Origin of the sequence: Pelomonas dachongensis, assembly GCF_043555865.1 — a bacterium.
In the GTDB taxonomy this organism is placed as follows: Bacteria; Pseudomonadota; Gammaproteobacteria; order Burkholderiales; family Burkholderiaceae_C; genus Pelomonas; species Pelomonas dachongensis.
Genome location: NZ_JBIGHY010000007.1, coordinates 140,509 through 155,933 on the forward strand (window position 1 = coordinate 140,509; position 15,425 = coordinate 155,933).

Annotated in this window: 14 protein-coding genes; 2 read left to right on the top strand and 12 right to left on the bottom strand. The window is 70.3% G+C overall.

Annotated elements, in window-relative coordinates:
* Positions 1 to 41 precede the first annotated feature (41 nt).
* The 4 genes from ACG02S_RS18905 to fba all read right to left on the bottom strand — a co-directional run bounded on the left by ACG02S_RS18905 (position 42) and on the right by fba (position 3,685).
* A complete protein-coding gene (locus ACG02S_RS18905) occupies positions 42 to 1,169 on the bottom strand; it encodes a hypothetical protein (protein ID WP_394472039.1) in 1,128 nt (375 codons plus the stop codon).
* A 73-nt stretch (positions 1,170 to 1,242) separates the two neighbouring features.
* Positions 1,243 to 2,142: a phosphoribosylaminoimidazolesuccinocarboxamide synthase gene (locus tag ACG02S_RS18910; protein ID WP_394472040.1), complete on the bottom strand. Its 900-nt coding sequence runs from the start codon at positions 2,140 to 2,142 to the stop codon at positions 1,243 to 1,245.
* Between the two features lie 42 nt (positions 2,143 to 2,184).
* Entirely contained in the window at positions 2,185 to 2,613 is a 429-nt protein-coding gene (locus ACG02S_RS18915) for a gamma-glutamylcyclotransferase family protein (RefSeq protein WP_394472041.1), read from the bottom strand.
* A gap of 7 nt (positions 2,614 to 2,620) precedes the next feature.
* Complete coding sequence (gene fba / locus ACG02S_RS18920; protein WP_394472042.1) at positions 2,621 to 3,685, bottom strand: class II fructose-bisphosphate aldolase; 1,065 nt, start codon at positions 3,683 to 3,685, stop codon at positions 2,621 to 2,623.
* A gap of 146 nt (positions 3,686 to 3,831) precedes the next feature.
* On the opposite strand from fba, the gene ACG02S_RS18925 reads away from it, so the two are divergent.
* Positions 3,832 to 4,851, top strand: a complete 1,020-nt coding sequence (locus ACG02S_RS18925) for an STAS-like domain-containing protein (protein WP_394472043.1) — start codon at positions 3,832 to 3,834, stop codon at positions 4,849 to 4,851.
* On the opposite strand, the gene ACG02S_RS18930 is transcribed toward ACG02S_RS18925, so the two are convergent.
* The 5 genes from ACG02S_RS18930 to ACG02S_RS18950 form a co-directional block, all read right to left on the bottom strand.
* Positions 4,852 to 5,760, bottom strand: coding sequence for a pirin family protein (locus tag ACG02S_RS18930; protein ID WP_394472044.1), 909 nt, complete (start codon positions 5,758 to 5,760; stop codon positions 4,852 to 4,854). It lies immediately after the preceding gene.
* Positions 5,757 to 6,320, bottom strand: a complete 564-nt coding sequence (locus ACG02S_RS18935) for an NADPH-dependent FMN reductase (RefSeq protein WP_394472045.1) — start codon at positions 6,318 to 6,320, stop codon at positions 5,757 to 5,759. Before ACG02S_RS18935 ends, ACG02S_RS18930 begins: the two co-directional genes overlap by 4 nt.
* Before the next feature lie 69 nt (positions 6,321 to 6,389).
* On the bottom strand, positions 6,390 to 6,590 hold the full coding sequence (locus tag ACG02S_RS18940; protein ID WP_394472046.1) for a hypothetical protein: 201 nt from the start codon (positions 6,588 to 6,590) through the stop codon (positions 6,390 to 6,392).
* Positions 6,591 to 6,647: 57 nt separating this feature from the next.
* Complete coding sequence (locus ACG02S_RS18945; protein ID WP_394472047.1) at positions 6,648 to 7,784, bottom strand: carboxypeptidase regulatory-like domain-containing protein; 1,137 nt, start codon at positions 7,782 to 7,784, stop codon at positions 6,648 to 6,650.
* A gap of 9 nt (positions 7,785 to 7,793) precedes the next feature.
* Positions 7,794 to 8,153 carry a hypothetical protein gene (locus ACG02S_RS18950; RefSeq protein WP_394472048.1) on the bottom strand — a complete coding sequence of 120 codons (360 nt, stop codon included), beginning with the start codon at positions 8,151 to 8,153 and terminating at the stop codon, positions 7,794 to 7,796.
* A gap of 349 nt (positions 8,154 to 8,502) precedes the next feature.
* Between ACG02S_RS18950 and ACG02S_RS18955 the strand changes: the two genes are divergently transcribed.
* Positions 8,503 to 8,703 (top strand): heavy-metal-associated domain-containing protein, encoded by a 201-nt coding sequence (locus tag ACG02S_RS18955; RefSeq protein WP_394472049.1) that lies wholly within the window; start codon positions 8,503 to 8,505, stop codon positions 8,701 to 8,703.
* Between the two features lie 72 nt (positions 8,704 to 8,775).
* Here the strand turns inward: ACG02S_RS18955 and ACG02S_RS18960 are convergent, their stop codons facing one another.
* Genes ACG02S_RS18960 through ACG02S_RS18970 form a run of 3 tightly spaced genes read right to left on the bottom strand, consistent with a single transcriptional unit; the run spans position 8,776 to position 15,330 of the window.
* Positions 8,776 to 11,019: a xanthine dehydrogenase family protein molybdopterin-binding subunit gene (locus ACG02S_RS18960; RefSeq protein ID WP_394472050.1), complete on the bottom strand. Its 2,244-nt coding sequence runs from the start codon at positions 11,017 to 11,019 to the stop codon at positions 8,776 to 8,778.
* A 10-nt stretch (positions 11,020 to 11,029) separates the two neighbouring features.
* Positions 11,030 to 11,488: a (2Fe-2S)-binding protein gene (locus ACG02S_RS18965; protein WP_394472051.1), complete on the bottom strand. Its 459-nt coding sequence runs from the start codon at positions 11,486 to 11,488 to the stop codon at positions 11,030 to 11,032.
* Between the two features lie 56 nt (positions 11,489 to 11,544).
* Entirely contained in the window at positions 11,545 to 15,330 is a 3,786-nt protein-coding gene (locus tag ACG02S_RS18970; RefSeq protein ID WP_394472052.1) for an ATP-binding protein, read from the bottom strand.
* Between the last annotated feature and the right edge of the window lie 95 nt (positions 15,331 to 15,425).

The following is a 15,425-nucleotide window of genomic DNA, read 5'->3' on the forward strand; positions in this document are numbered from 1 at the left end:
CCTGCGGGGGCCAAACCTGGCAAGCCCTAGCGGCGGGGCGCTCAGCGTGGCGGAGTGCTCAGTCCTGCAACGCCCAGCCGCTGCGCCCATTCGTGCCGCAGCGCGGCGTCGTGTGCGCGTGCCGCCTGCGCCGCGTCCGCGTGGCGGGACGACAGGCCGTCCTCGCGCAGCCGGGCATAGACCTGCGCCAGCCGCGCGTGCAGCGCGGCGCATTCGTCGGTGTCGCAGCGGCCGGGCTCCTCGGCCTGCACCTCGATGGCAACCTGGTCGGCCAGCGCGCGGGCACGCAAGGCCTCGCCGCTGTTGGCCCAGCACCAGGCCAGGTCGGCCAGCAGGCTGCTGCCGATGCGCGCCAGGCCCGCGGCGGTGGCCTCGGGCAAATGGGCCTCCAGCAGCGCGCCCGCCGCGGCGAAATCGCCTTGCACCGTCAGCAACTGGGCGCGCAGCAGCGGCGTCAGGTCGGCGCGCGCCGATCCGCCCACGGCGTCGTCGTAGCGGTCGATCGACTCGACGCCTAACAGCACGGCCGGCGCCTCGCCGGGTTCGGCGGCCAGCGCCGCATCGCGGATGCGCAGCGCGCGCATCAGCGTCTGGTTGTAGAGCAGCCCGGCCAGGCCGGCGTCGTCGCCCTCGGCGATGGCGGACTGGCGGGCCCAGGCATACCAAGGTGTCGCCGCGGCCTCGCCGGCGGCCAGGCTCCACGCCGAGGCCAGTGCGGTAGCGACGCGGTAAGCGGCGCCATGGTCGGTGGGCTGCAGTGCCGCCAATGCGGCCTGGGCATGTTCGATGAGCCCGCCGATGTCACGCCCGACGAAGTCCATCTGCGCCAGCCACGCATCGGCCAGCGCCTGCAGCGGCGCGAGGCCGCTGGCCGCCGCCATCACGCGGGCGCGGCGCACGCGGTCGCGGCCGTCGCCGCCGAAGGCGCCGAAGTAGGTCCACAGGCCTTCGGCCAGGTGCAGCCAGGCGGCCAGCTCGATGCGCGGATGCGCCAGCGCGCGCTCGTGCAGCCGGTCCAGCTCCTCGCGGGCCTCGGCCTCACGGCCGTGGCGCAGCCACAGGATGGCTCGCTGGACCTGCAGCGTGGCGCTACGCGCCGGCATCGCGGCGACGGCGGCTATCTCCCCGTCCAGTCGTTGGGCCAGCCGGCTGCGCAGCTTGACAGTCACGGGCGCACCCTGCGGCCTGCGGCCGCTCCCGCCACGCGGGAGCGCGCTTGCTCGGGGCGTCCCGGCGCGGCGCTCATGCGGTCAAGCGCTGCAAGGCTTCCTCGTACTTCTGCACCGTGCGCGCGATGACCTCGGCCGGCAGCGCCGGCGCCGGCGCCACCTTGCCCCAAGGCTTGCCGTCGACGGAAGCCTGCTCCAACCAGTCGCGAACGAACTGCTTGTCGTAGCTGGGCGGGTTGCTGCCCGGCGCGTAGCTTTCGACCGGCCAGTAGCGCGAGGAATCGGGCGTCAGCACCTCGTCCATCAGCGTCAGCGTGCCGTCGGCATCCAGGCCGAACTCGAACTTGGTGTCGGCAATGATGATGCCCTTGGTCAGCGCGAAATCGGCGGCGCGCTGGTAAAGCTGGATGGAGATGTCGCGCACACGCGCGGCAAGGTCGGCGCCGATGATGTCGGCGGCGCGCTCAAACGAGATGTTCTCGTCGTGGTCGCCCATCTCGGCCTTGGTGGCCGGCGTGAAGATGGGCTGCGGCAGCTTGTCGGCGTTGCGCAGGCCGGCGGGCAGCGCAACGCCGCAGACGCTCTGGCTCTGCTGGTACTCGGCCCAGCCGCTGCCGGCGAGATACCCGCGCACGACGGCCTCGATGGGCAGCGGCTTCAGGCGTTTGACCAGCATCGCGCGGTCTTTGATCTGCGCACGCTCGGCGTCGGTGGCCACGGCGCCCAGCGGGTCGTCGCCGGTCAGGTGATTGGGGACGATGCCGTCCAGCTTGTCGAACCAGAACAGCGCCATCTTCGTCAGCAGCGCGCCCTTGCCCGGGATGGGCTCGCCCATGATGACGTCGAAGGCCGACAGCCGGTCGCTGGCGATCATCAGGATGCGGTCCTCGCCGACGGCGTAGTTCTCGCGCACCTTGCCGCGGCCGAGCAGGGGCAGGGAGGTCAGGCTGGATTCGTAGAGGGCTTGAGGCATGGGGGCGATTTTAGGTGCCGGCCCCGCCGCCAGGCTTCGTGCTCAGCGCGGCGGCACGGCGGCAAAGCCGATGTAGCGCGCGGTGAAGCGGGCGTGACCTTCGCGGGCAAAGGCAGCCTCGTCCCAGTCGCCGGGCAGCAGGCGGGCGGCAAACTCGGGCCGGAAGCGATAGACCTGCGCCGGCAGCGCGGTGCCATCAGCCAGCATGACGCTGACGGGCACGCGCTCGTACTCCTCGCCCTCGAAGGCGTCCAGCCGCGCCCAGGCAGCGGGGTCCACATCGCGGTAGAGCCGCCCGGCCACCAGGCCGCCGCGTGCGGCCTGCAGCCCGGGGTAGTCCTGCCCGCGCACCGGGTGGCGATGGTGGTCTGCCAGCGAGGCGGGCTCGCTGGCGAACTCACGCCCGCAGACGCGGGCCATGATGTCGGCCCACATCAGCGAGCCGTAGGTGAAGCAGTGGCCTGCCGTCACCGGACGGTTACTGCACCTGCTGGGCCAGCTCACCGCGCGCGTAGGCAGCCGCAGTGTCAACGAGCGTGCGCGGCTTGATCTTGCCAGCCTGGCCTTCGCAACCGAACTGCAGGTACCGCTCCTTGGCGATGACCTTGGCGGCCTCGCGCGCCGGCTTGAGCCATTCGCGGGCGTCGAACTTGTCAGGGTTCTCGGCCATGAACTTGCGCACCGCACCGGTCATCGCCAGGCGGATGTCGGTGTCGATGTTGATCTTGCGCACGCCGTGCTTGATGGCTTCCTGGATCTCCTCGACCGGCACGCCGAAGGTCTCCTTCATTTTGCCGCCGTACTGGTTGATCAGCGCCAGCAAGTCCTGCGGCACGCTGGACGAGCCGTGCATGACGAGGTGGGTGTTGGGGATGCGCGCGTGGATCTCCTTCACGCGGCTGATGGCAAGGATGTCGCCGGTGGGCTTGCGGCTGAACTTGTAGGCGCCGTGGCTGGTGCCGATGGCGATGGCCAGCGCGTCCAACTGCGTGGCCTTCACGAACGTGGCGGCCTCTTCCGGGTCGGTCAGCATCTGGCTGTGGTCCAGCTTGACGTCGGCGCCGATGCCGTCTTCCTCGCCGGCGTCACCGGTCTCGAGATTGCCCAGGCAGCCCAGCTCGCCCTCTACGGTCACGCCGACCTTGTGCGCCATCTCGACGACGGTGCGGGTCACGTCGACGTTGTAGTCGAACGAAGCGGGCGTCTTGCCGTCATCGCGCAGCGAGCCGTCCATCATCACGGAGCCGAAGCCCAGCTCGATGGCGCCGGCGCAGACTTTGGGACTGGTGCCGTGGTCCTGGTGCATGACCAGCGGGATGTGCGGGTACATCTCGGCAGCGGCCTGGATGAGATGCTTGATGAACGGCTCGCCCGCGTACTTGCGGGCACCGGCGGAGGCTTGCAGGATGACCGGTGCGCCGACTTCGTCGGCCGCGGACATGATGGCCTGCACCTGCTCCAGGTTGTTCACGTTGAAGGCTGGAATGCCGTAGCCGCATTCGGCGGCGTGGTCCAGCAACTGACGCATGGAAACGAGAGGCATGGAAATTCCCGGGTGGAGTTGAGAAATCTGGGCCGACTGCGAGTGCCAACGTAGGTGGTAACCGCGCCGTAACTGATAGGGGATTCTATGTAGGCGCGGGCATGCCCCACCCCCTCGTCTGAGAGTAGTCAGCACAATGCGCGCTCATGACAAGACTGGTGTTTGACCACCTGACCACCTGGATCACCGCCGCGGCCAGCGAACACTCGCTGGACCTCGCCGCCCACGTCGAGGAGCGCACCGGCGCCAGCCACCGCGCGGTGCTAGCGGCGCTGAAGCGGCTGGTCGAAGCCGGCTGGCTGACGCGCAGCGGCACCAGCCGCCGGCCGCAGTTCGGGCCTGGCAGCCTGCGCCAGGTGGTGCGCAGCTACACGCTGTACGGCCTGCAGGAAGACCTGCCCTGGCAGCGCGACTTCGCACCGCATTTCGCGCTACCCAGGCATGTCGAACGCATGATCCAGCACGGCTTCACCGAGCTGGTCAACAACGCGGCCGACCATTCGGGCGGCAGCAGCGTCACCGTGTCGCTGCGACAGACACCCACCCATGCGCAGCTGCTGGTCAGCGACGACGGCGTCGGCGTGTTCGACAAGATCTGCACCGCCTTCCAGCTTGAAGACCCCCAGCACGCGATGCTGGAGCTCAGCAAGGGGCGACTGACCAGCGCGCCCGATGCCCACACCGGCCGCGGCCTGTTCTTCAGCAGCCAACTGGCCGACGTGTTCGACATCCACGCCAACAACACCGCCTACCAGCGCCGCGCGTGGGAGAGCGCCGGCTGGAAGAAGGGCCGCGCGCTGCCGCGCGAGGGCAGCTCCATCTACATGGCCATCGCGCTGAACACCACGCGCACGCTGGACGGCATCATGGCCGCCTGGAGCATCGCGGGCGACGGCATCGAATTCGACCAGACCCGCGTGCAGCTGCGGCTGCTGACCACCGATGGCCAGGCGCTGGACTCGCGCGCGGCGGCGCGCCGCGTCGGCTCGCGGCTGACGACCTTCAAGCGCGCGGAGATCGACTTCGACGGCGTGACCGACGTGGGCCATGGCTTTACCGACGAGCTGTTCCGCGTGTTCGCCAAGGCCCACCCACAGATCGAGCTGGTGGCCATCAACACCAGCCCGCGCATTGCGGCGCTGGTGCAGAGCGCCCGCGCCGGCTGATCAGCCCGGCATCTTCAGCGCCGGCACCGGCGGCACCGAGAGGCGCGGACCGACATAGCCCTCGACCACGCCGAAGCGCCCGCCGTCAGCGCTGGCCCAGTCGTCGGCCCACACCTGCATCTCCGCCGGCTCGCGGCCAACGAAGTTCCACCACAGCAGCGGCGGCGTGGCCCAGGGCTCACCGCCCAGCAGCAGCAGACGCGACGCCGCGGCGCAGCGCAGTTCGACGGATTCGCAGCCCGCACCGAGGTAGAGCAGCGTGCCCGGCGCGACGGTCTCGACCGCGTCGTGGCCGGCCACGCTGACCTCAACCTCGCCTTCCAGCAGCATCACGCCGTGCTCGAAGCGGGCGTCGAGCGCGAGCGTCGTGCAGGCGGGGCCGCTCGCGGCGAGATCGACGCCCAGCAGCGGCGTGAAGCTGGGCACCGGCGATGTGCGGCCGGCCAGTTCGCCCACCAGCACCGTAGCGTCCCAGCCCTCGTCCAGCGACACGCGCGGCAGCACCGGGAAATGCTGGAAGCTCGGCGCTCGCTCGCGCTCGGCATCAGGCAGCGCGATCCACAACTGCGCCAGGTGGATGCGGTCGCTGAGCGACTCCTCGCTGTGGCTGATGCCATGGCCGGCGGTCATCAGGTTGACCTGGCCCGGCCGCAGCACCTGCTCGGAGCCGAGGCTGTCGCGGTGCAGGATCTCGCCTTCGATCATCCAGCTGAACGTGGACAGCCCCGTGTGCGGATGCGGCCCCACATTCATGCGCCGCTCGGGCGGCAGCGTGGCCGGGCCGGCGTGGTCGGCAAAACACCAGGCCCCCACGGTGCGCCGCGCCTTGTTGGGCAACGAGCGCTGGATGGGCAGGCCGCCCACGTCGCCGACATGGCTGGTGATGCGCTCGACGAATGGCGCGCTCATGCCCCGGCCCTCTGCTGCACGAAGGCCGCGAAGCCCTTCAGGAAGTTCTGCAACTGCTCGCGCACCTTGTCGTCGACGAGTTCACCGTCGGCATCGAACACCGAGCCGGCCTTGGACACCATCAGCCGCCCGCCCATCCAGAAGTCGCTGCCGAAGGTGCGCAAGACCGACAGCATCGCGTCCTGCGCCTGCACCGTGCCGAAGCCGCCCGGCGTCGCGCCCATCAGCGCGGTGGGCTTGGCCCCGAACAGCTTCGTGCCCTCGCCACTGGGGCGGGACAGCCAGTCCAGCCCGTTCTTCAGCACGCCGGGGATGGCGTTGTTGTACTCGGGCGTCGAGATCAGCAGACCGTCGGCGGCCCGGATGGCTTCGCGCAGCGCGGTGACGGCCTCGGGGATGCCCTGGGCCTCCACGTCGCCGTCATACAGCGGGATGCCGTGCAGCGTGTGCAGCTCCAGCGTGACATCGGCCGGCACCAGGCCGGCAGCGGCCCGCAGCAGCGCGGTGTTGTAGGAAGCGCGCCGCAACGCGCCGCTGAGGGCAATGATCTTGATCGTCATGACGGGATCGGCGGGAACAGGGGTTGGTCATGATGCCAGCCCCTGCACCCCGCCTCCGGCCCGCCGCGATCAGGAGCGCGTGCAGTAGACCGGCGTGCTGGTGGGCACCTGAGGCGTCGTTGCCGAGTGGCCCTCGGTACGGGTCACCGTCACATTGCACTGCGCGTCTACGGTCAGATCGAACAGCGTCCAGTAATCGGTCGATGCCGTCTCACCGCTGGCCGGAGGCGCGAACAGCTCGGTGCGACCGCCCGGCAGGATCAGCTCCACGCGCGCACCGCTGGCCGCGATGGGGCCGTCGCAGTAGCCGCTGTAGTTGCGAACCGCTTACTTGTAAGTGCCCACCATCAGCTTGGTCAACGTGATGACCTCGGGGCCATAGCTGCTGGTGTCGTCGACGTCCAGGTTGGCGAACGGCGCCGCAGCCAGTTGGCCCTTGCTGCTGAAGTAGACATGGCTCCCACTGGGTGTCCGCAGGTGGCTGCCCAGCTCCGACGGTTCGGTGCCCCAGGTCAGCTTGATGGACACGCCGTTGGCGTTGGCAACCAGCACCAGGCATTCACCCAGCGTGATGTCGGCGGCGCCGGTGGTTGCGCGCAGCGTGTTGCTGTCGGCATTCCACACGCTGAAGTGCGTGACCGTGCCCTCGTAGTAGCGGGCCGCGCCCGTACCCTGCAGTGTGGCCGAGCCTTCCTGCTGCCAGCGACCCGCCGCCATGTCGAAGAAGAACAGCGGGATGGTGGGCGGCGCACTGGCGCTGCGCGAGCCCAGCGGAATGCGGATGGTGGCGGTCTGACCGGTACGCAGGTTGACCGGCTGGCCGACGGCGTCCGCGATCTGCACCGAGATCGCGCTGAAACTCTCGATGGGCACTGCATTGCCGCCGCGGATCGTCGTGAAGTCACCGGGCATCAGGGTGGAGTCCAGCGACGGGTCGATGACTGCGATGCTGACCGACGCATTGCCGGTCACCACGCTGCCGTCCGCACGGGCCAGGCCCGCCGCAGGCAGCACGACGCGCGCCGTGCCGGCCGCATTGCCGACGGTGCCGCCGACGCTGGCGTCCAGCCTGCCATTCGCGCTGACCGGCACCAGGCGCGCCGGCACGCCGCTGGCGCCGTTGTCGCCCACCGTGATGATGCGTGCGTTCTCCGAATAGCCGGCGCCATTGAACGTCAGCACGGCACGCGGACTGGCCTGTACAGCGGAGACGCTGAACTGGCCCTGCGCATCGCTGGTGGCGGTGCGCGCGCCCAACGCGACACGCACGCCGGGCAACGGCGCGCCGCTGAGGCCGTCGACCACGCGGCCGCTGACGGCCAGGCGTGCTTCCAGCGTCAAAGCGACGCTGCCATCGGCGCGGTTCGTGGGCGCGCCGGTCTGGCAGATGCGGTAGGCCAGCGTGGCCGTGCCCAGTGCGGCGCCCGCGCCCGCGGTCAGCACGCCATCGGTGCCCAGCGACACGTTGGCCGGTCAGGTGCCGGTGGCCGTCGCGACGACGGTCGTCGGCGTGGCGGCGATGCCGTCAAGCAAGTCGTTGGTCAGCAATGATGCGGTTTCGCCCACACCCAGGGTCGCCGTATCCGCGACCGCGCGGATGACCGGCACCGGCACCGTCAGCGCGACGCTGGCCGTCTGGCAATTGGTGGCCGCGGCAGCCTCGCAAAGCTGGTAGTTCAGCGTGTAGCTGCCGGGCGCCGTGCCCCGGGCCACGGCCACGACACCTTCGGTCGCCGTGACACCTGCAGGCAGCGCGCCAGAAAAAGTGACCGTCGCATTGCCGCCGCTGCCGGCGCGGGCAGCGGCGCCGCCGACCGTGTCTTTGGCCAGCACCGAGGCCGTCTGGCCGGTGCCCAGCGCCAGGGTGTCAGCTGCAGCCCCACCTTCGTGGCCTCGCCATCGCCGCCGCCGAAGGCGCTGAGCAGCGCCAGCGAGGCCATCGCCGCGGCCCAGCTGCCACGTTGCTTGATCGTCATTCCGATACTCCCGTGAGCTCGTGCGCAGGCCCCGGCGGCCCGCGAAATGCCGAGCATCCCAGGGTTGCACCGCAACCGCACCGGCCCAGCTCACCGCCTACGTCCCATGTCACGCGACGCCTCCGCCCCTGCTGACGGGGGGCTGCAAAGCAGCGCCACACCCAGCGAAGGCGCCATCCGCAACAACGTGTTGCTAGGATGGCCGCATGCACTTTTTCTCACTGCCCGACATGAGTTGCGGCCATTGCGTCGCGGCCATCACCCAGGCGCTGATGGCGTCCGACGATCAAGCGCAGATCAGCATCGACCTCGACGCTCGGACCGCCCGGGTCGACAGCGCACTGCCCCGCGAAGTCCTGGCCGCCGCGCTGGAGGAAGCCGGCTATCCGCCCGCCACCCAGGCCTAGCTTCGAGGGGCGCGCTCATCAAAAGCAAGGCGGGCCCCTCGAGCCCGCCTTTTTCATGCCCGTTCCCCAGGCTCAGGCGAACTTGAACGGCAGCTCGCGCTGGCGCTGGCCGGTCAGCCGCGCGACAGCGTTCGCCAGTGCCGGGGCCAGCGGCGGCACGCCCGGCTCGCCCATGCCCTTGGGGGCGTCACTGCTGGGAACGATGCTGACGGTCATCACCTTTGGTGCGTCGGTGATGCGCGGCATCGCCATGTCGTAGAAGTTGTTCTGCTCGACGACGCCGTCCTTCAGCGTGACGCGGTGGGTCGGCATCGTCGTGCCCAACGCCATGATGGCGGCGCCCTGCACCTGCGTTTCGACCGAGCGCGGGTTGATGCAGAGGTTGCAATGCACGCCGGCATGCACTTCCTGCAGCACCGGCTGGCGGTCCTTGCCCTTGCCCTTCAGGCTGGCCACAACCACATAGGCGACGACCGACTCGAAGCTCTCGTGCACCGCCACGCCCCAGGCCTGACCGGCCTTGAGCTTGCGCTGGCCGTAGCCGCTCTTGTCGACGGCCGCCTGCAGCGCCTGGCGGTGGCGTTCGGCCTTGGCATTGCCGGCCATCAGCGCCAGACGGTAGGCGACCGGGTCCTGCTTGGTCGTGAACGCGATCTCGTCGATCAGCGTCTCCATCACGTAGGCCGTGTGCGTGGAGCCGACCGAGCGCCACCACAGCACCGGCACGTTGACGTCAGGGTGGTGCACGCTGAGGTTCATCGGGATGTCGTACGGGTCGCGCATGCCCTCGGTCGTGGTGCCGTCCACGCCCTTCTGGTAGCCGAAGCCTTCCAGCGGCGAGCCTTTCAGGATGCTCTGGCTGACGATGCGGTGCTGCCAGCCGGTGATCTTGCCCTTGGCGTCGAAGCCGATCTCGGCGCGGTGCACGGTCATGGGCCGGTAGTAGCCCGCCTTCACGTCGTCCTCGCGGCTCCAGATCACCTTGACCGGCATGCGCTGGCCGGCCTGCGCCAGCGCCACCGCCACCGCCGCCGCCTCACGCGGCCATTCGCTCGCGGGTGTCGCCCGCCGCCCGAAACCGCCGCCCGCCATCTGCACGTGAACCTGCACCTGCTCCGGCTTCAGGCCCACTGTCCGGGCCAGCGCCATGGCATCCAGGCCCGGCATCTGCGCCGCGTAGTAGACGTCGCAGCGCTCGTCCTTCAGGTCCACCGTGCAGGCCAGCGGCTCCATCTGGGCGTGGTTCAGGTAGGGGAAGACGAAGTCCGCGGTGATCTTCTTCGGCGCCTTGGTCCAGCCACCCACGTCGGTCTGGAACTCGGGCTTGGGCGCCGGCGTGCCGGGCGTCTTGGCCAGCGCGAGGTACTGCTTGGTCAAGGCCGCGGTGTCAGGCTTGGCCAGGCCGCTCAGGTCCCACTCGACCTTGATCGCGTCGCGCCCCTTCTTGGCGGCCCAGTAGCCACTGGCGACGACGGCCACGCCCTGGCCGCCGCGGTCCAGGGTCACCGGCAACACGGCCTTCACGCCCTTGATTTTCAGCGCCTCGGCCGCGTCCAGCTTACCGATCTTGCCGTTGAAGACCGGCGGACGCTGGATGACGGCCACCGCCATGCCCGGCAACTGCACGTCCATGCCGTAGGCCTGGCCCCCGGTGCTCTTGGCCTTGCCGACGACGAGCCCGGTGGGCTGGCCGATCAGCTTGAAAGCCTTGGGGTCCTTCAGCGTGACCGCCTCGGGGACCGGACCTTTCATCGCGGCGTCGAAGAGTTCGCCATAGCCGGCACTCTTGCCGCCGCCCGAGACCACGCCGTTCTCGGCCTTCAGCGACGCCACCGGCACACCCCAGCGCTGCGCCGCGGCGCCCAGCAGCATGGCCTTGCAGCGCGCGCCGAGCTCGCGGTATTGCTGGTAGCTGTTCTTCACCGAGTTGGAGCCGCCGGTCAGGTGCATGCCGAACAGCGGGTCGACGTAGGCGCCCTTCTGGTCGCCGAAGCCGGTGCGCACCTGGCTCCAGTCGGCGTCCAGTTCCTCTGCGCAGATCATGGCCAGGCCGGTCTCGATGCCCTGGCCCATGTCCATGCGGTTGCACAGGATGGTGGTGGTGCCGTCGGCAGCGATGGCGATGAACGCCAGCGGCTGCTCGGTCGGCTTGGCGCCGGGCTTGACGTCGGGCGCCTGCGCGGCGGCCACGCCGGGCAAGCCGCCGAGCAAAGCGAGACCGACAGCGCCGCCGACGGTGGTTGTGACGAAGGTGCGGCGAGACAGGCCGCCGGCAGCCGCGGAGAAGGCCTGATCGATGCGACGTGGATTCAGCATGTCGTCCTCCTCAGGCCAGTTGAGCCGCAGCCGTGTGGATGGCGGCGCGGATGCGGGCGTAGGTGCCGCAGCGGCAGATGTTGCCGGCCATGGCTTCGTCGATCTGCGCGTCGGTGGGCTTCTTGTTGCCCTTCAGCAGCGCAACGGCGGCCATCACCTGGCCGCTCTGACAGTAGCCGCACTGCGCCACGTCCTGGGCCACCCACGCCGCCTGCACCACCTGGCCGACGGGGTCAGTGGCGATGCCCTCGATGGTGGTGACCTGCGCGCCGGCGACCGACGAGATCGGCGTCAGGCAGGCCCGCACGGGCGCCCCGGCCACGTGCATCGTGCAGGCGCCGCACTGGGCCGCACCGCAACCGAACTTGCTGCCGGTCAGTTGCAGCTCCTCGCGCACTGCCCATAGCAGCGGCATGTCGGGGTCGGCGTCCATCGAGACGGCGCGACCGTTCACGGTCAGGTTGATCATGGGGGGCTCCAGGTAAGGAGCGCACTCTAGCCAGAAGCCGCAACCCCGTACATCAGTCAGGTATCCCGCTTGCCCGCCGGCTCTCCCTGGCCCGCATCGACACGCAACGCGTCGGCCAGTGCCTCCAGCGCGACGGGCTTGACCAGATGCATGTCAAAGCCGGCGCGCGCCGAGCGCTGGCGGTCCTCGGGCTGTCCGTAGCCGGTCAGCGCCACCAGCCGCATCGGCGCGGCCGGCGCCGCGGCTCGCAGGCGGCGCGCGACCTCGTAGCCGTCCATGCCGGGCAGCCCGATGTCCAGCAGCACGACGTCGGGCAGCCAGTCCAGCGCCATCTTCAGCGCGGCCTCGGCGCTGAAGCCGGTGCGCACCTCGTGGCCGTCCAGGCTCAGCATCATCGCGAGCGACTCGGCCGCGTCCTCGTTGTCGTCGATCAGCAGCACGCGGCGCGCGGGCAGCGGGGCCGGCACCTCCAGCACGACCGCCGGCATGGCCGCCGAGAGCGGCAGGCGGATCTCGAACGTGGCTCCGTGCCCCGCACCCAGGCTGCTGGCCGCGACGCGGCCGCCGTGCATCTCCACCAGGCGGCGCACGACCGACAGGCCGATGCCCAGCCCGCCCTGCGCGCGGTCCAGCGTGCGGGTGCTCTGCACGAACAGGTCGAACACCACGGGCAACACATCTGCGGGGATGCCGGCACCGCTGTCCTGCACGCACAACACGGCGTCGTCGCCGGCGCGGGTCAGCTCGACGCGGATGTCGCCGCCGGGGTCGGTGTACTTCGCCGCGTTGGACAGCAGGTTGACGACGCACTGCTGCAGCCGCGCCGCATCGCCCAGCACCGTCAGCGGCAGGCCCGACACCACCTGCAGCCGGTGGCCGCGCTCCAACATGGCCGGCCCGCTGGCCTCGACCGCCGCCGCGATGACCGCGCTGAGCGCCACCGGCCGGCACTCCAGCTCGATGCGGCCGTGCGTGATGCGCGACACGTCAAGCAGGTCGTCCACCATGCGCGCCATCTGCTGCACCTGCCGGTGCACGATCTCCACTGCGTGGCGCGCCGGGCCGTCGGCGGGCGTCGTGCGCAGCATCAGCTCGGCCGCATTGCGGATTGGTGCGAGCGGGTTGCGCAGCTCGTGGCCCAGCATCGCCAGGAACTCGTCCTTGCGGCGGTCCGACTCGCGCAGCGCCTGCTCCATGCGCTTGCGCGGCGTGAAGTCGAAGGTCAGACCGCTCAGGCGCACGACCGCGCTGCCAGCCTCGTCGGGATTGGCCCGCACCGGCAGCGCCCGCACCTCCAGCCAGCGCTCCTCGCCGGTGTCCGGGCGCCGGATGCGGATCTCGTCTGTGAAGGCGACGCCATCGCGCAGCGCGACATCGACGTGGTTGCGAAAGCGCTGCACATCGTCGGCGTGCACGAGGTCGAACGACGTCTGCAGGTCGGCCGGCGCCACGCCCATCACGTCCGCCGCGTTGTCCGACAGTGTCAGCCGCGTCGTGAGCGCGTCGACGTCCCAGGTGAACATCTGCGCGCTCGCCAGCGACAGCCGCAGCTGCTGCTCGCCCGCGCGGCGCTGGCGGTCCAGCTCGATCAGCGCCGACACGCGCGCCAGCAGTTCGCGGGCCGAGAACGGCTTGGCGAGGTAGTCGTCGGCACCGGCGGCCAGCCCTTCGATCTGCGCCTCCTCGCCTGCGCGGGCCGACAACAGCACGACCGGCAGCGTGCGCGTCCGGGCATCGGCGCGCAGCGCGGCCAGCAGCCCGAAGCCGTCCAACCTGGGCATCATCACGTCGGTCAGCAGCAGCGCCGGGCGCTCGCGCTGCACAGCTGCCAGCGCCTGCTCGCCATCGGCCACGCCCTCCACGCGGTAGTACGGCGAAAGCAGCCCGCGCAGGTACTGCCGCATGTCGGCGTTGTCGTCGGCCACGACGACGCGCGCCCCCAGCGTGGCGCGGTAGCGCTCGCCCAGCTGCGGCATCGGGCTGCCGGCGCTGGCGCCCGTCACCGCGTCGCCCTCCTGCACCGGCAGCCAGCGCAGCGCCTCTTGCACATAGCCGGCGGCGCGGCTGGTGCCAGGCAGGTGCGCCTGCTCGTGGTGCACCTGCTCGGCCGGCAGGTGCGCGAAGCCGAAGGGCAGCCGCAGCGTGAAACGCGTGCCCTCGCCCAGCCGGCTGTCAACTGCGATGTCGCCATGGTGCAGGCGCATCAGTTCCTGCACCAGCGCCAGGCCGATGCCGCTGCCCTCGTGCGTGCGCGCCTGCACGCTCTCGACACGATGGAAGCGCTCGAACAGCCGCGGCACCTCGCGCTCTGCCACGCCGATGCCGCTGTCCTCGATGCTCACCACGGCCATGCCGTCCTCGGCGCCCACCCGCACCGAGACCCGCCCCTGCAGCGTGTACTTCAGCGCGTTGGATAGCAGGTTCAGCACGATGCGCTCCCAGTGGTCGCGATCCACGTAGACCGGCTGCGACAACTGCGGGCAGCTGACGCTGAAGACCAGTCCGGCCCGCTCCATCGCCGAGCGGAACGTGCTGGCCAGCTCACCGGTCAGCGCGGCCAGGTCGGTGGGCCGAAACGCGGACGTGACGCGGCCCGCCTCGATGCGCGAGAACTCCAGCAGCGCATTCACCAGCTTGTTCAGCCGCAGCGCGTTGCGGGCCACCATGTCCAGCCGCTCGTGCAGCGCGGCGGGCAGCTCGTCGTGCGCCAGCGCGTCCTGCAGCGGCCCCATCATCAGCGTCAGCGGCGTGCGGAACTCGTGGCTGATGTTGGAGAAGAACTGCGTCTTGGCGCGGTCCAACCGCGCCAGCTCCTCGGCCTTGCGCTGCTGCAGCTCGTGCGCCTCGGCGTTGCCCATGGCGCTGGACAGCTGCTGGGCGACCAGGCGCAGGAAGTCTGCGTAGCGCTCGTCCAGCATGCGAAAGGGGTTCAGCCCCACCACCAGCACGCCCTCCTGCCCGGCGTCACTAGCGGGGCGCAGCGGCAGCATCCAGGCGCGCTCCGCGGGCTGCGGCCAGCTGCCACCGGGCCAGGCGACGCCCGCATCTAGCGCCGGCAGTGCGGACACCAGCCGCGGCTGCTGCGACGTGATCACCTCGTCCGCGTGCCAGGGCGCGGCCTGCAGGTCTAGCCCGCGCATCGCGTCGAGCCACGCGCCGTCGCCGCCGGCCGCCGCGGCCAGCGTCAGCGGCGTCTCGCCCTGGGCCCGCAGGCACACCAGCGCGAACGGCATGTCGCGGTCGTTGGTGCCCAACGCACGGGTGCAGCCGCGCACTACCTGGTCCACCGTACGCGCATCCGCCGCGCGCGTCGCCAGCTCGCGTAGCAGCGACAGCTGGCGCTCGCCCATGACGCGTTGGGTCTCGTCGAAGTTGGCACAGATGACACCTGCGGGCACCCCGTCATCACCCGGGATGGGGCTGTACGAGAAGGTGTAGTACGCCTCCTCAGGGTAGCCGTTGCGCTCCATGATGAACAGCTGGCTCTCGACGAAGACGCCGTCGCCGCTCATCGCGGTTTCCAGCAGCGGCTGGACCGCCGAACGGATCTCGCTCCAGATTTGCAACGTCGGTTGCCCCAGCGCCTGCGGATGCCTGCCGCCGATGATGGCTTTGTAGGCGTCGTTGTACATGTAGACCAGCTCCGGGCCCCAGCCGATCCAGATCGGCTGGCGCGACGTCAGCATGATGCGCACGACCGTCTTCAGGCTGCGCGGCCAGCCCGCGGGCAGGCCCAGCGGCGTGGTGGTCCAGTCGAACGCGCGGATGTGCTCGCCCAACTCCCCGCCGCCGGCAAGAAAAGAGGTTTCCAGATCTCGCGTCGCTTCGGCGGGGTCGTGCATGCAGTGGTGGCGTCCTTGTCGGACCGCACGATAACCGCAGCCGCACCCGCCGCAGGCCACGGGTCATTTCACCGGGCGGCTCGCGCTCGGCCCAC